The 19,563-nt window shown below is 71.0% G+C and carries 18 protein-coding genes; 9 read left to right on the plus strand and 9 right to left on the minus strand.

The window, feature by feature from the left end; genetic code table 11:
* Nucleotides 1-85 precede the first annotated feature (85 nt).
* Both CIW48_RS23790 and CIW48_RS23795 read right to left on the minus strand, forming a co-directional pair.
* Nucleotides 86-730, minus strand: coding sequence for an isochorismatase family cysteine hydrolase (locus CIW48_RS23790; protein WP_281407382.1), 645 nt, complete (start codon nucleotides 728-730; stop codon nucleotides 86-88).
* An 87-nt stretch (nucleotides 731-817) separates the two neighbouring features.
* Nucleotides 818-1,327: a ferritin-like domain-containing protein gene (locus CIW48_RS23795; RefSeq protein WP_149312996.1), complete on the minus strand. Its 510-nt coding sequence runs from the start codon at nucleotides 1,325-1,327 to the stop codon at nucleotides 818-820.
* A gap of 418 nt (nucleotides 1,328-1,745) precedes the next feature.
* On the opposite strand from CIW48_RS23795, the gene CIW48_RS33465 reads away from it, so the two are divergent.
* On the plus strand, nucleotides 1,746-1,922 hold the full coding sequence (locus CIW48_RS33465) for a hypothetical protein (RefSeq protein WP_173009378.1): 177 nt from the start codon (nucleotides 1,746-1,748) through the stop codon (nucleotides 1,920-1,922).
* A 12-nt stretch (nucleotides 1,923-1,934) separates the two neighbouring features.
* On the opposite strand, the gene CIW48_RS23800 is transcribed toward CIW48_RS33465, so the two are convergent.
* The 5 genes from CIW48_RS23800 to CIW48_RS23820 all read right to left on the minus strand — a co-directional run bounded on the left by CIW48_RS23800 (nucleotide 1,935) and on the right by CIW48_RS23820 (nucleotide 6,746).
* Entirely contained in the window at nucleotides 1,935-2,525 is a 591-nt protein-coding gene (locus CIW48_RS23800; RefSeq protein WP_149312959.1) for a PAS domain-containing protein, read from the minus strand.
* 175 nt (nucleotides 2,526-2,700) lie between these two features.
* Nucleotides 2,701-3,558, minus strand: a complete 858-nt coding sequence (locus CIW48_RS23805) for an ABC transporter permease subunit (protein WP_149312960.1) — start codon at nucleotides 3,556-3,558, stop codon at nucleotides 2,701-2,703.
* Entirely contained in the window at nucleotides 3,555-4,346 is a 792-nt protein-coding gene (locus CIW48_RS23810) for an ATP-binding cassette domain-containing protein (RefSeq protein WP_149312961.1), read from the minus strand. The genes CIW48_RS23805 and CIW48_RS23810 overlap by 4 nt, the downstream gene beginning before the upstream one ends.
* A gap of 23 nt (nucleotides 4,347-4,369) precedes the next feature.
* A complete protein-coding gene (gene tauA, locus CIW48_RS23815) occupies nucleotides 4,370-5,383 on the minus strand; it encodes a taurine ABC transporter substrate-binding protein (RefSeq protein ID WP_149312962.1) in 1,014 nt (337 codons plus the stop codon).
* Between the two features lie 817 nt (nucleotides 5,384-6,200).
* On the minus strand, nucleotides 6,201-6,746 hold the full coding sequence (locus CIW48_RS23820; protein ID WP_149312963.1) for a TetR family transcriptional regulator: 546 nt from the start codon (nucleotides 6,744-6,746) through the stop codon (nucleotides 6,201-6,203).
* Nucleotides 6,747-6,909: 163 nt separating this feature from the next.
* Between CIW48_RS23820 and CIW48_RS23825 the strand changes: the two genes are divergently transcribed.
* Entirely contained in the window at nucleotides 6,910-7,491 is a 582-nt protein-coding gene (locus CIW48_RS23825) for a sugar O-acetyltransferase (RefSeq protein ID WP_281407384.1), read from the plus strand.
* A gap of 331 nt (nucleotides 7,492-7,822) precedes the next feature.
* On the opposite strand, the gene CIW48_RS23830 is transcribed toward CIW48_RS23825, so the two are convergent.
* Nucleotides 7,823-9,484: an outer membrane beta-barrel protein gene (locus tag CIW48_RS23830; protein ID WP_246695398.1), complete on the minus strand. Its 1,662-nt coding sequence runs from the start codon at nucleotides 9,482-9,484 to the stop codon at nucleotides 7,823-7,825.
* A gap of 378 nt (nucleotides 9,485-9,862) precedes the next feature.
* Here CIW48_RS23830 and CIW48_RS34230 point away from each other — a divergent pair, with 378 nt between their 5' ends.
* Nucleotides 9,863-10,378, plus strand: a complete 516-nt coding sequence (locus CIW48_RS34230; RefSeq protein WP_246695399.1) for a hypothetical protein — start codon at nucleotides 9,863-9,865, stop codon at nucleotides 10,376-10,378.
* A gap of 177 nt (nucleotides 10,379-10,555) precedes the next feature.
* Nucleotides 10,556-10,873, plus strand: a complete 318-nt coding sequence (locus CIW48_RS23840) for a hypothetical protein (protein ID WP_091776167.1) — start codon at nucleotides 10,556-10,558, stop codon at nucleotides 10,871-10,873.
* 30 nt (nucleotides 10,874-10,903) lie between these two features.
* On the opposite strand, the gene CIW48_RS23845 is transcribed toward CIW48_RS23840, so the two are convergent.
* Nucleotides 10,904-13,606, minus strand: coding sequence for a glucosidase (locus tag CIW48_RS23845; RefSeq protein ID WP_149312965.1), 2,703 nt, complete (start codon nucleotides 13,604-13,606; stop codon nucleotides 10,904-10,906).
* Between the two features lie 330 nt (nucleotides 13,607-13,936).
* On the opposite strand from CIW48_RS23845, the gene CIW48_RS23850 reads away from it, so the two are divergent.
* From CIW48_RS23850 to garD, 5 genes are all read left to right on the plus strand, one after another.
* The gene (locus CIW48_RS23850) at nucleotides 13,937-15,070 is read left to right on the plus strand and encodes a branched-chain amino acid ABC transporter substrate-binding protein (protein ID WP_149312966.1); all 1,134 of its coding nucleotides are present in this window, start codon (nucleotides 13,937-13,939) and stop codon (nucleotides 15,068-15,070) included.
* A gap of 120 nt (nucleotides 15,071-15,190) precedes the next feature.
* Nucleotides 15,191-16,081 carry a LysR family transcriptional regulator gene (locus CIW48_RS23855; protein ID WP_149312967.1) on the plus strand — a complete coding sequence of 297 codons (891 nt, stop codon included), beginning with the start codon at nucleotides 15,191-15,193 and terminating at the stop codon, nucleotides 16,079-16,081.
* Nucleotides 16,082-16,212: 131 nt separating this feature from the next.
* Nucleotides 16,213-16,977, plus strand: coding sequence for an HpcH/HpaI aldolase/citrate lyase family protein (locus CIW48_RS23860; RefSeq protein ID WP_149312968.1), 765 nt, complete (start codon nucleotides 16,213-16,215; stop codon nucleotides 16,975-16,977).
* Between the two features lie 23 nt (nucleotides 16,978-17,000).
* Nucleotides 17,001-17,888: a 2-hydroxy-3-oxopropionate reductase gene (locus CIW48_RS23865; RefSeq protein WP_149312969.1), complete on the plus strand. Its 888-nt coding sequence runs from the start codon at nucleotides 17,001-17,003 to the stop codon at nucleotides 17,886-17,888.
* A 44-nt stretch (nucleotides 17,889-17,932) separates the two neighbouring features.
* Nucleotides 17,933-19,522 carry a galactarate dehydratase gene (gene garD / locus CIW48_RS23870; RefSeq protein WP_149312970.1) on the plus strand — a complete coding sequence of 530 codons (1,590 nt, stop codon included), beginning with the start codon at nucleotides 17,933-17,935 and terminating at the stop codon, nucleotides 19,520-19,522.
* Nucleotides 19,523-19,563: the final 41 nt, after the last annotated feature.

Raw genomic sequence — 19,563 nt, forward strand, 5'->3', positions numbered from 1 at the left:
GGTCGCGGACGGTGCCGGCAGTTCTCGCCTGAGCTTGGCTATTACAGCGGGATGTTCGGTCCCGACCGGCAGCCTGCCGGCGGGTTCAGTGCCAGCGATCGAGGATCTCGGCGGTCGACATCGTCTCGACCTGGTGGCCGTAGCGCATCCGGTACATCAGCAGGAGGGCGTCGTGCGCCTCGTCGCAGGAGCTGCACAGGGCGTCGGTAGCCAGCACGATCCGATAGCCGAGATCGACCCCGCCGAGCACGGCGGCCAGCACGCAGACATCGGTCTCGGCGCCGGTGACGATCAGCGTATCGACGTCCCGCGCCCGCAGGCGTGCGTCGAGATCGGTCTCGAGCCAGGGCGAGTAGACGGTCTTGTCGACGACCTCCGCGGCCGGAGCCAGCCGGGCGAGATCCGGGACGAGGTCGATCATCTCCGGGGCGAGGCGCTCCCGCGTCATCGTGGCCCAGCGCTGCGAGTAGCTCGACCAGGTGCCGCGGCCCTCCCCCGGCCGAGCGGCCGGGATGAAGCGGGTGAAGATGGTCCGCTCCGGGTGCGCCGCCGCGAGGCGGCACACCTGCGGCAGGACCCGGTTCATCCACGGGGTCTGCCAGTCTGTGGGCTCGGCGAACATGCGCTGCATGTCCACGCAGAGATGGACGCATCCCTTACCCAGGCTTCCACCGGGGGACGGCGCCTCCGGCCGGTGGCCCTCCGTCGGTCGACCACTTTCAGTGTTCATGTTCGCGCAATCAGGCCGGGGCGGCGTTGTTCCTGGGGGTGAAGGCGGCCGTCCCCGCCCCGCTTCCGGAGTGGGGACGGCGAGACCTCAGCGGTCGGCCTTCGCGCCGGACAGGGTCAGGGAAAGGTAGCGCTCGGTGGTCGGGCGGATCAGCTTGCGCACCGCCTCCGCCATGGCCTGCTCCTCCTTCAGCGACTGCTCGAAAGCGGTCCGATGGCCCTGCTGGCCGACGACGTCGCCGATTGTGAGCAGCGATTCGTAGGCGGCGATCTCGAAATTCTCGAAGGCGTGGTTGGCGTAGGTGTTCTTCAGGATCTCGTCCTGGGCCGGAGTATGGCCGAGCGCCATCATGTTGCCGACGAAGCCCAGGAACCCCTCCTTGAGGGCCGAGGGGCTGTCGCCCAGGCTCTGGAGCGCCTCCTCCAGGCGCTGGCGCTGGCCATGCGTCTCCTCGATGTGGCGGCGCAGGGCCTGCTCCATCTCGGGATAGCGTTCCAGGCGCTCGACCTGCCGCTCCATGATCTGCAGCGCCTGCATCTCCACAGCATGGGTGTTCTTCAGGGCCGTGACATAGATCTCGCGGGCGTCGATGGTCATGGGGTTCACCTCGTAGCGGTTGCGAGCCCGGGGGCTCATTCAACCCGTAAACTCGGGCGCCGCACGGCCAAGTTCCGGTCGGAAGGTCGCAGGGGCGGAGCCGCCCGGCCCGGCAGGGCGGCTCAGGCGAGCCCTCCTCCCGGAGCGCCTGCCGCACGGTCGCGCGGGCTTGACGATGCGGCAGGCGCTCGACGCGGATCCCGGCTTTGTCGGTCGATGTCCGCCGGGAGGCTTGGCCCCGGTCCGGGTCCGCGCAGGGGCAGGCGTCGGTGCAGGAATTCGGGCTCTGGCTGAAGCAGCGCGGCGCGGGGGGGAGCGCCGCTCCCGATCGGGACCCCCGGGGTCCTTCGCGGGGTTCTGGTCCGATGAGGCGCGCCCGGCATCCGGCCGGGGCGCTGTCACGGGCCCGGAGGCGCAGATGGATCAGGATCGCGAGATGTCGAAGGAGCCGCCGATCTCGGACGGGCCGAGCTACCGCCCGCGCGACGAGACCATCGCGCAGACGGGAGGCGGCCTGCCGAACGATACCGGCCAGCCGGTGGAGATCGACGACGCGGAGGCCGCGCGCATCGAGCAGAAGATCCGCGACCTCTAGCGCCCGTCCCGGTCAGTGCAGGGCCTCGCTGCGCTGGCGTGCCGCGAGGCGCCTGCCGATCTCGACCAGCAGCGTCTCGCTCAGCGCCACCAGGGCGGTGTCGCCGAGGCGCGAGACCGTGTCGTGCAGCGAGAGGCACAGATCGGCGGTCCGGCTGAGGGCGTCGTCGATCGTCGCTCCGTCGCGCTCCGCGAAGGCCGTGCCGGCCGACTTGCTGTCGGAGATCTCGACGATCACCCCGCGGCCGGTGGTCGGCCGGCCGTCCTGGTCCAGGTAGAAATGCCCGCGGGTGAACAGCCACCGCAGCCGGCCCTCCGGCGAGCAGACGCGGTATTCCGCCGTGTAGGAGCCGCCGGTCCGGACGCAGTCCAGGATGACCTGCGCGATATGCGGCTGATCGTCCGGATGGACGGCCCTCAGGATCTCGGCGAGGCTGACGCCGGCCCGCGACCGGGCCGGGCTGATGTTGAACAGCAGGGCGCTCACCGGATCGGCCCGCGCCTCGTCCCGGAGGACGTCCCACATCCAGAAGCCGACGCCGCCGGAGGCTTCCAGCGCCGCGACGCCCGCCGCCTCGGACACATCGTCGTCCGCGTGGGCCATCCGAGGCATCCCCGAGCGCATCGCCACCACGGCCGCCGCAGCGCGCCGTTGATGATCGTACATACTCCGTTTCCCGGTGAGATCTGCAATCGATACGATAGTGTCTACAAGTATACGCGCGCGGTGTCCCGTCCCCGCTGCCGCTTCGGCGTCCCCTCCGAGCCCACGCCGTCGCTCAGGCCCGGCCTTTCCAGGGCACCAGCGCGCGCTCCAGACACCGCATCCCGAGCTCGAACAGGCCCGCGAACAGGCCGATCAGCAGGATGCCCATCAGCACCACGTCGGTGCGCAGGAAGTTGGAGGCGTTGAGGACGAGCTGGCCGAGCCCGGCCTGGGCCGCCACCATCTCGGCGGCCACCAGCGTGGTCCAGCCCACGCCCATGCCGATCCGCAGGCCGATCAGGATCTCCGGCAGCGCCGCCGGGAAGACCACGTGGCGCAGGAGCTGCCAGCGGCTCGCCCCCAGGGCCCGCGCCGCGTTGATCTGGTCGATCGAGGCGGAGCGCACCCCCGCGCGCGCGGCGAGCGCCACCGGGGCGAGGCAGGCGAGGAAGATCAGCAGCACCTTCGACAGCTCGCCGATCCCGAACCAGATGATCATCAGCGGCAGGTAGGCGAGCGGCGGCAGCGGCCGGTAGAACTCGATCGGCGGGTCGAGGATGCCCCGGGCGATCCGGCTCGTGCCCATGGCGAGCCCGATCGGGATCCCGACGAGGGCGGCGAGCCCGAAGGCGCCGAGGACGCGCAGGAGGCTGTCGCGGATGTGGATGCCGAGCGGGGCGCCGTCGACCGCCCCGCGCCAGGCCTGCGCGAAGGCCGACAGGACCGCCTCCGGCGGCGGCAGGAACAGCGGCTTCACCCAGCCGGCGCGGGTGGCGATCACCCACAGACCGAGGGCCGAAAGGACGGTGGCGGTGCTGATCGCCGGCACCAGGATCAAGCCGCCGCGGCGCCTAGGGCGGGCCGGGGGAAGGGCTGCGAGGTCCGAGGCCGCGTGCGGCGCAGCGCGGGGCGGCCGGTTCGACCCGGTCATCGGGCCGCCTCGGGGAGCGCGGCTGCGCCGTGGCGGATGCGATCGAGCACGCGCTCCCGCACGGCGATGAAGGCGGGGTCCGACTTCACCGCCCGCGCGTCGCGGCCCTCGATGAACGCCCGGGAGAAGGGCAGGTCCAGCGTCTCGACGATGCGGCCGGGCCGCGGGCTCATGATCACCAGCCGCGTCGCGAGGAACACCGCCTCCTCGACGTCGTGGGTGATGAAGAAGGCCATCTTGCCGGTCCGGTGCCAGATCCGGAGGATCAGCTCCTGGATCTGCTCGCGGGTGAAGGCGTCCAGCGCACCCAGCGGCTCGTCCATCAGCAGGGCGCGTGGGTCTCCGGCCAGCGCCCGGGCGAGGCCGACCCGCTGCTGCATGCCGCCCGAGAGTTCGTAGATCTTGCGGTCGGCGCAGTCGGGCAGGCCGACGAGGTCGAGCATGGCGCTGGCGATGCGGCGGCGCTCCGGCCGGGGAACGCCCCGCATCTTCGGACCGAAGGCCACGTTCTCGGCCACGTCCAGCCAGGGCATCAGGGCGTGGCGCTGGAACACCACGCCCCGCTCGGCCCCCGGTCCCCGGACCGGCACCCCGTCGAGGAGGACGCGGCCTTCGGTGGGCGCCAGGAACCCCGCGATCGCCGAGAGCAGGGTGGTCTTGCCGCAGCCCGAGGCGCCGAGCGCCACCACGAACGCCCCGGGACCGATGGTCAGGTCGATCCCCGACAGCGCGGCGACCGCGTCGGCGCCCGCCCCGTAGCGGACGCTCAGGTTGCGGATCTCGATCATGGGCCCTCCGGTCCGGGGACAGGCTATTTCCGGGCCGCGTCCACGTAGTCCGTCGTGACGAACCGGGCGTAATCCGGCGCGAGCGCCTGCACGCGCCCCTGCGCCTTCAGGAATGCGGCGGTCTCGGTCAGGGCCTTGGCGGCGCCGCCGCCGAGCCAGGCCGGGGAAGCCTGGGCTTCCAGGGTCGGGAACCGGTAGGCCGCGAGACTCGCCGGCACCTCCGCGGGCGCCGAGCCGGTGATCCGGGCCACCGCGGCCACCTCCGGCGCGTCGGTGGCCCAGGGCTTGGCGGCGTAGGCCGCGTCCTGGGCGGCGATCAGCCGGACGAGCGTCACCAGGAAGTCCCGGTTCTGCGCCGCCCAGGCCCGGTCGACCACGAGGCCGTCGAAGGTCGCCTTGCCCCGGCGGGCGAGGTCGCCGGCCGAGACCACCACCGTGCCGGACTTCTTCACCCGCGCGAGCACCGGATCCCAGATGAAGGTCGCGTCGATGTCGCCGCGCTCCCAGGCGGCGGCGATCTCGGGCGGGCGCATGTTGAGGATCCGGACATCGGCTTGGCCCAGCCCGGCCTCCGCCAGGGCGGCGATCAGCTGGTAATGCGCGGTCGACACGAACGGCACCGCGATCGTCTTGCCGCGCAGGTCGGCCACGCGCGTCACGCCGCTGCCGGCGCGGGCCACGAGCTGCTCGGCATCGGCGATCTCGTCGAGGATCCAGAACAGCTGGATGTCGAGCCCCTGCGAGGCGGCGGCCGCGATCGGGCTCGATCCCGCTTCGCCGATCTGGACGCTGCCCGAGGCCATGGCGCGGATCACGTCGCCTCCGCCGCCGAACTTGCGCCACTGCACCGAGTAGCCGGTCGCCTTCTCGACGGCGCCCGATTCCATCAGCGCCCGGAACGGCACCACCATGTCCTGGTGGGCGAAGGTCACAGCCCTGTCGGCGGCCCGGGCGGTGCCGGGCCCGTGCGCGCCGAGAACCAGGGCGGCCAGGGCCGCCAGCGCGACGGCGCGGCGGTGCGGACCGGCTGATGTCATGAGATGTCCCCCTCTCCGGCCGGTTCGACGCGGATGCGACTCGGCCGGCCAGGTTCAGGGTCGGCCAAGCGTGGCTGCGAAGGCAAGGGCTCGGGCCGTGATCGCGCCGCGCGACACCCCTTGGCCCGCGGCCCGGGCGCCGTCCGAGTCACGCCCGGGACATTCGCCGCGCGGCCTGGGGCGGTGACGGGATCCGGGTCGGAGACCGCCGCCCGCGGATTCAGGCGGGGTGGCGGCGTTGGGAGTTTCATCGTCCCAAGGCACGAAATCCCGGGTCCTGTTCTCTGGTACGCCGGGAGCGGAGGTGCCTGTCCTCGTCGGACCGGAGCCACGAAGCGGAGCCGCGAATCCAGCTGCGTCGATCCGCCAGGACAGGGCACGGCCTGCGGCCCCGGATCCCGGCCGCGCCGGCGCCGCGCGGGACTGGATCTTTGCCCCTGGCCTTCGCGGGCGCGGGAGAAGAAAATTTCGGCGTGCAAAACCCGGGTTCCGGTTCCTGGGGCGGTCCCGCACGCGGCACCGGCCTCTCCGGCCGCGCAACTGGAGAGCGGGCGCAGCGATCGGCGGTGTCGTCCGCTTAGATCCCGGTTCGATGATCCCGCCCCGGGGCGCGTCCCCTCACGGAGGCGGTCCTGCCCAGGGGCAATGACGGCCGGATTTCGGCCAGCTGTCGGAGACGAAGCCCTTCCCGCCCGGCGGGACTGACTGATCATCGCGACGGTCGGGTTCAGGGGCTGGGCCGCACGGTCGTCCCGGCCGGAACCGCGCTGTCACCGGCCTCGCCGATGCCGTCGGCGCCGATCCGGGGTCCGACCCCTCAGCGCACCAGCCGTTCGACGATCGCCCGCACCTGCGCCCGATCCGCCGGCTGCGGGTCGACCGAGCGGTGGATCGTCAAGCCTTCGATCATCGCGTCGAGGGCCTTGGCCGTCTCCGGCGCGAAGTGCCGCTCCAGGGCGGCCCGGCTCTTGGCCATCCAATCCTGCATGACCCGGCGCAGCGGCGGGTTTCGAGCCGCGAAGGCGTAGAGTTCGTAGCTCAGCAGCATCGTGCGCGGGCTCGCCCAGGCGTCGCTCACGACGAGGTCGACCACCGCCTCGCAGGCCTCGTCGAAGGTCGCGGCCGCGGCGAGGCGGTCGGCGAACCGCGCCGAGACCGTGTCGGCCAGCCCGGTGAACGCCTCCGTCAGCAGCGCGTCCAGGCTGTCGAAATGGTAGGTCATGGAGCCGAGCGGCACGTCGGCCGCCGCCGCGACCCGGCGGTGGGTCGTGCCGGCGACGCCGTGCTCGGCGATGACGTCGAGCGTCGCCTGGATGATGCGCGCCCGGCGATCCGGGTCGAAACGGCGCTGGGCGGCGGGCAAGGGAATCTCCTCGAATCCGGGATCACGGCAGCCGAGCCGTGACGCCCGCGGCCTTGATATGTACATATGTACGCATAGCTAGGTCGCGCGGTGCCGGTCCTGGCGGCCTGCGCGGGATCGCCGTCCCGGCGCGGGCCGACGAGGCCGGAGGGGAACCCTCGCCATGAAGACAGGGATCATGAAGACCCAGAAGCAGAAGATGCTGGCCGGCGAATTGTACTGCGCCGACGACCCGGAACTGGCCGCCGACAACCGGCGCATCTCGGAATGGATGGACCGCTATAACGCCACGCATACGCGGAGCCAGCCCGAGCGTCAGGCTCTGCTGGCGGAGGTCTTCGCCCGCGTCGGCGACGGCTGCAACATCCGACCGCCCTTCCACTGCGACTACGGCTACAACATCAGCCTGGGACGCGGCGTGTTCCTGAACTTCGGGTGCTCGATCCTCGACGTGGTGCCGGTCACCATCGGCGACATGACCCAGATCGGCACGGCCGTGCAGATCCTGACGCCCGACCATCCGCGCGACCCGGCTCGGCGCCGGCAGATGCTGGAATTCGGCCGTCCGGTGGTGATCGGCGCCAATGTCTGGATCGGCAGCGGCGCCATCATCCTTCCCGGGGTGACGATCGGCGACGACGCGATCATCGGGGCGGGCAGCGTGGTGACGCGCGACGTCCCGCCCGGCGCGACCGTCGTCGGGAACCCGGCCCGGCCGCGAGGCGGGAAGCGCGCGGCGGGGTAATGCGGGACTGCATTCCGGCCGCTCCGCGCCTGTCCCGTGCGGATCGGGCCGGGGCTCGCCGCATCATGCCGGATCGCCCGTCCGGGCGGGGTCAGTCGTAGATGCTGAGAGCCTCGATGCTGACGGCTTGGCCGCGGCCGGCCCTTAAGGCTCGCGGCTGCGCTGAACGGGCCCGCGGCATCGGCGCGACGGCTTCGCATGGCGGGCGGGACAAGGGCCCGCATCGCGGTGCCGGGACTGCCGTGTCGGCACGGTCCGCCGGTTCGGCGCGGTCCGGCCCATCGCCCGCCACGACGGAGCGGCCTCTCTCGGGCGTGCGCCGGATGCGGGATCAATCCTTTCGGATCAGGGCCTCCGGGGTCGCCGCTTCGCCGAAGCCGAAATCGGCCAGGCGGTAAGAGAGCTGTGCGAAACCGCCGTAGCGGCCGGTCTCGAACTTCATCGGGCTGGGCGGCGAGAACGGGAAGGCCGTCGTATGCGCCTTGTCGGCCTGAAGCTGCCAGTAGCGGCCGCCGACACCGACGCTGACGGATGGCGTGAGATCATACGCGATGATCCCCTCCAGGAAGTAGCCGTCGCCGAGACCCCCTTCCGGTCCCGGTTTGATGTCGGGCCGCAGCCAATGCCTGTCGACGCCGCTCAAGCTCACGACCGGGAGATAGGCGCCCTCCAGGCTCAGCCGGACCCGGTCGAACCGCGCCTCGCCGATCACGCCGACGCGCAGCGCGTTCCACTGCATGTTCTCGCCGAGCGTCTTCATGCTGGTCGGGTACGGTCGGGCGCAGGGCGCCCCACCCGCCACCTGACGGCAGCCGAACCCGTTATACAGCTCGGAGGCGTACTGGTAGCCGAGGAAGCCCCCGAGCTTGAACCCATCCCGACGCAGCACGTCGTAGCCGACATCGATCGCGCCGTTGCTGATGTCGCCGTCCTTGATCGGCGACAGCGTCTTGGAATAGCGGCGCAGGGCGGGCGGGAAGTCCTCGTCGGCGAGGCGTCCGCCCGTGACGCCGCCCGTTCCCAGGAATCCCTTGGCGAACAGGCCGGTCGGGTTGTGCTCGAGCCGGGCGAAGCTCTCGCCGGCATGGGCCTGGCTGTTGTTGTAGGTCAGGCGGGAATTGAGCTGCCCGGGCGCATCGGGATCGCCGAGCTTCTCGCGCGCGCGCCCGGAACAGAAGACGTAGCGCAGGCCGCCCTCGAAATCCCAGGTGGCCGGGCCGGCCGATGCCACCGGCGGCAGGCTGGGCAGACCGGCTCCGAACCGATAGTTGAGGCCGACGCGGGTCAGGAAGCCGTCCGTCGCGATCCGCGTGCCAGCGTGATAGCCGGTCAGCAGCGGATAGGACGGGGCCGGGAGAACCGCCCGGGACCCGAGATCGTAGTAGAGACCCTCGACCTCGGCGGAGAGGTGCTCGCTGAAGGCATGCTCGATGCCGGCGCCGGCCACGTAGCCGAGGCGCGCCTCTCCGCGACGGCCGTCGAACAGCGGGAAGCCGGCCAGCGACAGATTGTTGTCGGTCCGGACGTTGCCCGCAGCCAGCCCGCCCGTGGCGTAGACGAGGGTGCGGTCGACGGCGAAGCCGACCCTGCCGCGGATCGTGGCGAGGTGGTCCAGCCTCTGGCCGGAATGGGCGACGCTGCGGCGATAGAAGCCGCCGCTTGCGGCCGGAACGGTGCCCGCCTGGCGATCGTAGCCCCACAGCCGGGTGACCTGGTAATCCGCGGCTGCGCCGGCGACGAACCCGGAATCCAATTGCCAGTCGTAGCCGACCTCGCCGCCGCCGATGAAGCTGCCGTCCGAGGCCCGCTTCGCGGGAATGACCGGGCAGTACCGGGCGCCGGGCTGTCCGCCCGGACCCGTGCAGACGAACTGCGTGGCGCGATCCAGGGCGCCGTACCCCGCGAACAGGCCGGCATGTGCGCCGGTCCAGGAAAAGACCGGCGGCACGACCGGGGGCGCCGGAAGGGGCCTACGCGGAAGGTCCGCCGCCATCGCCGTCTGCGATAGGAGAATGAGAATCAGTCCAGAGCCCGAGATTCGATGCATAGACCCCCAGTCGCACGAAATATCAATATCAATAGTCATCTTCTCCAACGTTTCGACGATTCTCGGAGGATGATTTGATGTTGTTCTACGATCCAGCGCGACTCATTCCGGTGCATCGATTGGGATAACGCATCACAATCTGATTCTGGAATCGCGATTCTTGGTGGCTTAATTTTGTATTGCGGTGATAGATAATACAGATATCAGATTTCATCTTCTGATAAAGAAAAACACGATTGGCATGAGCGTTCGTCAAGCCAATGGAAACACAAATCCTGCCGGGACGATTGCTTTGAAAACCCGTTGTGCGCCGATCGGAATGTCGTGGATTTCATGGCCGGTGATGCATTCTTGCATCATCTGCGCCCGGCGCGTCTGTCTCCGGCCTCGTCCACAGAAAGCCCGGTCCGGCGACACCGCTTGCCCGGCGGCGCGAACGACGCGACGCGCGATCCGGGAACCATCCGGGCAGCCCGTGCCTTCCTGGGCGGGCTTCGGGTGGACCTGATCCGGCCGCGAGCCCGTGGGAAGCGCCTGCCCTTCTCCCCGGGCAGCGAAGAGAGGAAACCTCCTGTGCGTTCAACGATCATCACCGCCGCCCTGCTGGCGATCCTCGGCGGCGCTGTCGCGATGCCGGCTTCCGCCGCGCCGATCGGCCCCGGCACCGGCGTGTCGGCGCCCGCCGACATGGTTTCGACCGTCCAGATGGACCCGATGGAGCGCCACATGATGCGGCGTCGCATGGAACGCCGGATGATGCGCCATCGGATGGAGCGGCACATGATGCATCGGGAGATGCGCCACCGGATGATGCGCCGCGAGATGATGCGCCGCATGTGAGGGTGATCCGTATCGGGACTGGCGAAGGCCGGACCCGATGCGTGCCACGCGGGTGTCGGAGCGGCCATGGCCCCGGTTTGGATCTCGGATATCCGCGGTGCGCGCTGCCACGCCCGAGGCGATCGAACCATCCGCGCCTCAATGCGTTTCAAGCCACCGAATGGGAGGATTGGTACAATGAAGGCGATTCTGGCAGCGGCCGCGGTGAGCCTCGGGATCCTGAGCGTGGTCGGCCCGGTCTCCGCGCAGCCGCGCCCCGATTACGATGATTACGGCGGACGCGGGTACCGTGATCGTGGCGACTACGAGTACCGCGACCGCGGCTACCGCGATCGGGACGACTATCGAGGGCGCGCCAATTACGGGTTCGACGAGCGGGAGTACCTGCGTTGCAACCCGGATGTCCGCCGCGCCGTGGCCAACGGCCAGATGGAATCGGGCGCCGCCCACTACAAAGTGTTCGGGCGCCGCGAGGGGCGGCGGCTGAGCTGCTGACCGGATCGGCCGGTTCCCGGCCGGGCGCGCCTATCGCGCGCGCGCGCGGTCGCGCAGCAGGTTGATGATGAGGGCCGTCCAGCCGGTCTGGTGCGCGGCGCCGAGCCCCCGGCCGGTATCGCCGTCGAAGAACTCGTGGAACAGCAGCGGCTCCTCGGCGCCCGGCGCCGGGGCGATCGGCGGTCGGGTTCCGAATGTCGGCCGGCGGCCGGTCTCGTCCTTAGCGAACAGGGCGATCAGACGGTCCTCGAGGGCATCCGCGATGGCGCTGAGTGTCAGCATCGTGCCCGAGCCCGTCGGGTACTCCACCCGGAAGTCGTCGCCGTAATAGGTGTGGAAGCGCCGCAGCGCCTCGACGATGAGGTAGTTCATTGGCATCCACACCGGGCCGCGCCAGTTCGAGTTGCCGCCGAACATGTTCGAGGTGGAATCAGCCGGGTCGTACCGGACCGTGAAGCAGGCGCCGAGCTCGTTGAGCACGTAGGGCGCGCCGCGGTGCACCTTCGACAGGGAGCGCACGCCGTAGGGCGAGAGGAACTCAGCCTCGTCGAGCATGCGGCGCAGCAGCGCCTTCATCCGGTGGCCGCGCAGCAGCGACAGCAGCTTGCGGTCCTTCACGCCGCCCTCGGTCCAGCGGGAGACCAGCCGGGCGAGGTGTGGCCGGTTCTCCAGCACCCAGTTCAGGCGCCGGGCGAAGTCCGGCAGCCGCTGGAGCACGGAGGGCTCGATCACCTCGACGGCGAAGAGCGGGACCAGACCGACCATGGAGCGGACCCGCAGCGGCAGCATCCCGCCGCCGGGGATGTCGACCTCGTCGTAGTAGAATTCGTCGATCTCGTCCCAGAGGCCGAAGCCCTGCCCGTCCCCGCCTGACCCGCCCATGTCGGTCATGGCCTCGGCGATGAGCAGGAAGTGCTCGAAGAACTTGGAGGCGGTGCTCTCGTAGACGTCGTTGTGGAGGGCGAGCTCCAGGGCGATGCGCATCATGTTGAGCGCGTACATCGCCATCCAGGCGGTGCCGTCGGCCTGGTGCACCACCCCGAAGCCCGGCGGCGGGCGCGAGCGGTCGAACACGCCGACATTGTCGAGCCCCAGGAAGCCTCCCTGGAAGACGTTGCGCCCCTGCGCGTCCTTGCGGTTCACCCACCAGGAAAAGTTGATCAGGAGCTTGTGGAACACCCCTTCCAGGAAGGCGAGGTCGCCGCGGCCGCCCCGCCGGTCCCGGTCGATCTCGAACACCCGGTAGGTGGCCCAGGCATGGACCGGCGGGTTGGCGTCGCCGAACTCCCACTCGTAGGCCGGGAGCTGGCCGTTCGGGTGCATGTACCATTCGCGGGTGAGCAGCAGGAGCTGCTTCTTGGCGAAGTCCGGGTCCAGCAGGGCCAGCGGCAGGCAGTGGAAGGCGAGGTCCCAGGCGGCGAACCAGGGATATTCCCAGGTGTCGGGCATCGACAGCACGTCGGCCGCCGCGAAGTGGCGCCACTGGCCGTTGCGGCCGCCCGCGCGCGCCCGTGGGGGCGCTGGCTGGAGCGGGTCGCCCTCCAGCCAGCGCCGCACGTCATAGCGGTAGAGCTGCTTCGACCAGATCAGGCCGGCGGCGGCCTGGCGGAAGATGGCGCGGGAATCCGGGCTCGCGATGCCGTCCTGCAATTCCTCGTAGAACGCGTCCGCCTCGGCCACCCGGCGCCGCACCAGGGATCCGTCGTCGACGGCCCGGGCACGCAGGCCCGCCGACAGCCGCAGGCGGATCCGGGCGGTCTCCCCGGGCCCCAGCCGCAGTGCGTAGTGCAGGCCGAGCTTGGTGCCCGCGTCCCGGCGCACCGAAGCGGGATCGCCGTCGACGATCGCCGCGTGGAGCCCGTCCTTGAACGGCCCGGCGGCGTCCGGCTGCCGGCCGTGCAGCCGCAGGTTGGTGTCGTTCTCGCAGAACAGCAGGTCCGGCGCCCCGTCGAAGGCGAACCGGTACGGCCCGAGCCGTTCGTGGGTGCAGACCACGCCCCCGTCGGGCGCACGGGCGATCCGCGGACGCGCCTGCCCGGCCTGGCCGGCCTCCCAGGACCACGTGTTGCGGAACCAGAGCTGCGGGACGAGGTGGAGGTCGGCGGCCTCGGGCCCCCGGTTCAGCGCGGTGATTACCGCGTGGACGTCGTCGGCGTCGGCCTTGGCGTACTCCACCGTAACGTCGAAGAACCGGTCCCCGTCGAAGAGGCCCGTCTCCTCGATCTCGTACTCGGGCTGCTCCCGCCCGCGCCGCATGTTCTCGTCGACGAGGTCCGCGTAGGGAAAGGCCGCCTGCGGATAGCGGTACAGCATCTTCAGGTAGGCGTGGCTCGGGACCGCGTCGAGGTAGTGGTAGACCTCCTTCACGTCCTCGCCGTGGTTGCCCTCCTGGTTGGTCAGGCCGAACAGCCGCTCCTTGAGGATGCGGTCGCGCCCGTTCCAGAGGGCGAGGGCCAGGCAGAGGCCGCCGCGCTCGTCGCAGATCCCCGCGAGCCCGTCCTCGCCCCACCGATAGGCGCGCGAGCGGGCGTCCTCGTGCGTCAGGGCGGCCCAGGCGTTGCCGCAGGGGCTGTAATCCTCCCGCACGGTCCCCCATTGCCGCTCGCTGAGATAGGGGCCCCAGAGCGACCACGCCCGGTCGCCCCGGCCCTGCTCGGCGATCCGGCGGCGCTCGGCCCAGTCCACCGACGCGTCCCGGAATTCGTCACGCTCCTCGTTCCCGCGCGGCCCCATCAGCCGCGTCCCGGAAGCGGGCTCGGTCGGCTGGGGCTGGGGGCGCGGCGGGGACAGGAGGCGGCCATCGGTCACGGCGGGTTGCTGCGGATGCGCCGGCCCGATGCATCATTGACGCCATCCCGGCCTGGCGGGTCCTCGCGGAGCCGCCGGCCGAGCGGCGCGCTCACGCCGGTGAACATCCGGGGCCGTCCCGGAAACCTTGACCCTGGTGAAGGTGAGCGACAGGATCACGCCTCGTGATCTGCGACGCGACGCGCGGCGATCCGCTTTTGTCTGCCCGAATGCAGCGATCGTCGGCGATCTGACCGGCCACATCTTGGGGGAAAGATGACGCAATTACTGATGGCCGGCTTGGCCGGGCTGCTGTTCATGACCGCGGCGCAAGGTCAGGCGGGCGGCGCGCCGGTGAAGATCGGTGTCGCCGCGCCCATGACCGGGCCGAACGCGGCCTTCGGCGCCCAGATCCGGAACGGCGTGAGCCAGGCGGTCGAGGACCTCAACAAGGCCGGCACGCTGAAGGGCACGACGCTGACCGTCACGGTCGGCGACGACGCTTCCGACCCCAAGCAGGGCGTCTCGGTGGCCAACAAGTTCGCCAGCGACGGCGTGAAGATGGTCGTCGGCGACTACAATTCCGGCGTCACGATCCCGGCCTCCGACGTCTACCTCGACGCCGGCATCATCCAGGTCACGCCGGCCTCCACGAGCGTGAAGTTCACCGAGCGCGGGATGTGGAACACGTTCCGCACCTGCAGCCGCGACGACCAGCAGGGCGCGGTGGCGGGCAGCTACCTGGCCGCGCACTTCCCGGGCAAGAAGATCGCCTTCGTCCACGACAAGACGCCCTACGGCAAGGGGCTGGCCGACGAGACCCTGAAGGCGTTCAGGGCCAAAGGCGGCAAGGACGTGCTGTACGAGGGCATCAACCCGGGCGAGAAGGACTACGCGGCCCTCGTCTCCAAGATGAAGTCCGCCAACGTCGACGTCGTCTATTTCGGCGGCGTGCACACCGAGGCCGGGCTGATCATCCGGCAGATGCGCGACCAGGGTCTGACTGCCCGCATGATGAGCGGCGACGCCATCCCCGACAAGGAGTTCGTCCAGATCGCCGGCCCAGGCGCGGCGGGGACCCTGATGACCTTCGCGCCGGATGCCCGCAAGAACCCGAACGCCAGGGGCGTGGTGGCGGCGTTCAACGCCCGGGGCATCGATCCCGAGGCCTACACGCTCTACGCCTACGCGGCGGTGCAGGTCCTGGCGAAGGCGATGGCCGAGACGGGCTCCAGCGACGGCAAGAAGCTCGCGGATTGGCTGCACCAGGGCAAGCCGGTGGACACGGTGGTCGGGCCGATCGCCTACGACAGGAAGGGCGACCTGACCCGGCCCGACTACGTCATCTACGAGTGGACCAAGGGGCCGGACGGCCGGATCGACTACGCCGGGCACGAGGTAACCCCGTAGGCCGGCGGGGCCCGAAGGCCGCCGCCTCACCTAATTGGATGAGGGCGGCCCTCTGAACGTGACCGCCGCGAAGGCTTTATGCTCCCCGGACCGCGCCGCGGTCCGGGAGAGGGGGCCTTCATGTTCGACTTCAGCCAGCTCCGGTGCTTCGCCGCCGTGGCGGAGGAGCTGCATTTCGGGCGTGCGGCCGCCCGGCTGAACATGACGCAGCCGCCGCTGTCGCGGCAGATCCAGGTTCTGGAGCGCGTCCTCGACGTGCAGCTCCTGGAGCGTACCAGCCGCACCGTCCGGCTGACCGCCGCCGGCCGCAGCTTCCTGCCCGAGGCCCAGCGCATCCTGCGGCTCGCCGAAACCGCGACCCACGTCACCCGGCAGGTGGCGGCGGGGCGGGCGGGCGTCCTCAAGTTCGGCTTCACGGCGGCCTCGGCCTACGACTTCCTGCCGCGCCTCGTCACCGCGTTCCGGCGGGCGCTGCCGGACGTGACGCTCGCGCTGCGCGAGATGGTCAGCAAGGACCAGATCGAGGAACTCCTCGCCGGCCGGATCGACGCCGCGCTGGTGCGCCCGCCGGTGACGCATCCGGACCTGATCGCCGTCCGGGCGCTCGCCGAGCCCCTGGTGGTGGCCCTGCCGGCCGGGAACCCCCTGGCCCTGCGCGACGGGCTCACCCCCGTCGATCTCGGGCGCGAGCCGCTCATCGGCTACGCGCCCAACGAGGCGCGCTACTTCCACGACCTCGTCCTCGGCCTCATCGCGGAGGCCGAGATCCAGCCGCCGATGGTCCAGCAGCTCACGCAGATCCACTCGATCCTGGCCCTGGTCCGGGCGGCGCTCGGCATCGCCCTGGTGCCGGCCGCCGCCGAGCGCCTGCGCTTCGAGGGCGTGGTGTTCCGCCCCCTCGCCCTGCCGGCGCCGCGACCGGTGGAACTGCTCCTCGCGTGGCGGCGCAACGCGGACGATCCGCTCATCGCCCAGCTGGTCTCGATCGTGACGGGGATGCCGCCCGCGTGAGCCTGCGCGGCCGATCGATGCGCGATCCGCATCGATCGATCCAGTGTTTGGCTTTGACCTCGCGGCGGATGGCTGCGCGTGATGGGGCGGACGGCGCGCAGACGCCGCGACGCCCCCCAGGGAGGATCGTGATGGACAGCCTCACCAACCGCTTCAAGGCGGCCCTCGCCGAGGGGCGCCAGCAGATCGGCCTGTGGTGCAGCCTCGCGAGTCCCATCTCCACCGAGGTGGTCGCCGGGGCCGGGTTCGACTGGCTGCTCCTCGACATGGAGCACTCGGCCAACGACCTCCGGGACATCTACGCCCAGCTCCAAGCGATGATGGAGGGCGACACGCACCCGATGGTGCGGGTGCCGAGCGACGACCCGATCACGATCAAGCGCATCCTCGACGCCGGCGCGCAGTCGCTGATGATCCCCAACATCGACGATGCCGCGCAGGCCGCCCGGGTGGTCGCGGCGACGCGCTACGCGCCCCGCGGCATCCGCGGCTTCTCGCAGGCGCCCCGCGCCGCCCGGTTCGGCCGGATCAAGGACTACCACACCCGCTGCGAGGCCGAGATCTTCGTGGCGGTGCAGGTCGAGTCCCGGCGCGCCCTCGACAATCTGGACGCGATCGCCGCCGTGGAGGGCGTGGACGGCGTCTTCATCGGGCCCGGCGACCTCTCCACCAGCCTCGGCTACGTCGGCCAGCAGGGCCACCCGGAGGTGGTGTCCACCATCGAGGCGGCGGTCGCCCAGATCGTCCGGGCCGGCAAGCAGGCCGGCATCCTCACGCCGAGCGAGGAGCTCGCCCGCCGCTACATCGCGGCCGGCACCCGCTTCACCGCGGTGGGCTCCGAAATGGGGCTGCTCGCCCGCAGCTCCGAGGCGCTCGCCGCCCGCTTCCGCGCCTGAGTTCCGCAACCGGGATCGCACCCATGAACATCGGATTCATCGGCCTCGGCATCATGGGCGCGCCCATGGCGGGTCACCTGATCGCGGCGGGCCACAGCCTGTTCCTCAAGAGCCGGCGCAGCGTCCCGGACGCGCTGCTGGCGGCGGGTGGGACGGCCTGCGCCACCGCCGCCGAGGTCGCGAAGCGGTCCGACACGATCATCCTGATGCTGCCCGACACCCCGGACGTCGAGCAGGTCCTGTTCGGTCCCGGGGGCGTCGCCGAGGGGCTGTCGCCCGGCAAGACCGTGATCGACATGAGCTCGATCGCGCCGCTCGCCACCAAGGATTTCGCCGTCCGGGTCGCCGCGCGGGGCGGCGCCTATCTCGACGCGCCGGTCTCGGGCGGCGAGGTCGGGGCCAAGAACGCCGCGCTCTCGATCATGGTCGGCGGCGAGGCCGAGACCTTCGCGCGCGCCGAGCCCCTGTTCGCCGCGATGGGCAAGACGGTCACGCATGTCGGCCCGGTCGGGTCCGGTCAGGTGGCCAAGGTCGCCAACCAGATCATCGTCGCCCTGACCATCGAGGCGGTGGCCGAGGGGCTGCTCTTCGCCTCGAAGGCCGGCGCCGACCCCGCCAAGGTGCGGCAGGCGATCACCGGCGGCCTCGCCACCTCGCGGATCCTGGAGCTGCACGGCGCGCGGATGATCGAGCGGACCTTCGACCCCGGCTTCCGCATCGGCCTGCACCAGAAGGACCTGAACCTCGCCCTGGACAACGCCCGGACGCTGGGCCTCAGCCTGCCCGCCACGGCGCTGGCGCAGCAGCTGTTCTCGGCCTGCGTGGCCCAGGGCGGCGCGGGCTGGGACCACTCCGCCATGGTGAAGGCTCTGGAGGCCCTGGCGAACCACGCGGTCGGCGACGCCGCCTGAGCCCGACAGAAGCCCGGACGGGCGCGTCACGGAAGGAGCACCCGATGCAGGCTGAGATCGAAGCCCCGACCCGCGCGCACCCGGCCGCCGCGGGAGTCGGAGCGGTCGGAGACGTGCCGCGCACGATCCGCCTGAGCGACAGCGACAACGTCGCGATCGTGGTCAACGCCTTCGGGCTGCCGGCCGGCACGGTGTTCCCGGACGGGCTGGAGCTCGTCGAGTTCGTGCCGCAGGGCCACAAGGTCGCCCTCACCGGCATCCCGGAGGGCGGCGAGGTCCGCCGCTACGGCGAGGTGGTGGGCATCGCCACGCAGGCGATCCCGCGGGGCGCCTGGGTGGAGGAATCCCGCGTCGCGACGCCGGTCGCCCCCGCCCTCGACGCCCTGGAGATGGCGACCCGCGTGCCGGCCCCCCTGCCCCCGCTCGAGGGCTACACCTTCGAGGGCTACCGCAACCCGGACGGGTCGGTCGGCACCAAGAACATCCTGGCGATCTCGATCAGCGTGCAGTGCGTCGCCGGCACCCTCGACGTGGCGATCCGGCGGATCAAGCAGGAACTGCTGCCGCGCTACCCCAACGTCGACGACGTGGTCGGCCTGACCCACGCCTACGGCTGCGGCGTCGCCATCAACGCCCCCGAGGCGGTGGTGCCGATCCGGACGCTCCAGAGCCTCGCGCAGAACCCGAATTTCGGCGGCGAAGTCATGGTCGTCGGCCTCGGCTGCGAGAAGCTCGTCTCGGAGCGGCTCCTGCCCGACAACGGCGCCGCCGGCGACGGGGTGGTGCGGCTGCAGGACGAGCGCCACCGCGGCTTCTCGGCCATGATCGACAGCATCCTGGCGATGGCGGAGGCCCGCCTGGCGGTGCTGAACCGTCGAACCCGCGAGACCTGCCCGGCCTCCGAGCTGGTGGTCGGCCTGCAATGCGGCGGCAGCGACGCCTTCTCGGGCGTCACCGCCAACCCGGCCCTCGGCTTCGCGGCCGACCTGCTGGTCCGCTGCGGCGCCACCGTGATGTTCTCGGAGGTGACGGAGGTGCGCGACGCGATCCACCTCCTCACCCCCCGGGCCAGGAGCCCGGAGGTCGCCGAGGCGCTGGTCCGCGAGATGGCGTGGTACGACGCCTATCTCGCCAAGGGCGAGGCCGACCGCCGCGCCAACCCCTCGCCCGGCAACAAGAAGGGCGGGCTCAACAACATCGTCGAGAAGGCGCTGGGCTCGGTCGCCAAGTCCGGCACGAGCGCGATCTCGGGGGTCCTGGCGCCAGGCGAGCGCGTCCGCGAGAAGGGCCTGATCTTCGCTGCGACGCCGGCGAGCGACTTCGTCTGCGGCACGCTGCAGCTCGCCTCGGGCATCACCCTGCAGGTGTTCTCTACCGGCCGCGGCACGCCCTACGGTCTCGCCCAGGCGCCGGTGATCAAGGTCGCCACCCGCACGGAGCTGGCCGAGCGCTGGTCCGACCTGATCGACCTCGATGCCGGCCGCATCGCCACCGGCGCGGCCACGATCGAGGAGGTCGGCTGGGAGCTGTTCCACCTGATCCTCGACGTGGCGAGCGGGCGCAAGCGCCCCTGGTCGGACCAGTGGGGGCTGTTCAACGACCTGACCCTGTTCAACCCCGCGCCGATCACCTGAGACCGGCGGACGGCCGGACAGACGGGCGGGGCATGCGTCCC

The organism is Methylobacterium sp. P1-11 (assembly GCF_008329595.1).
Classification (GTDB): domain Bacteria; phylum Pseudomonadota; class Alphaproteobacteria; order Rhizobiales; family Beijerinckiaceae; genus Methylobacterium.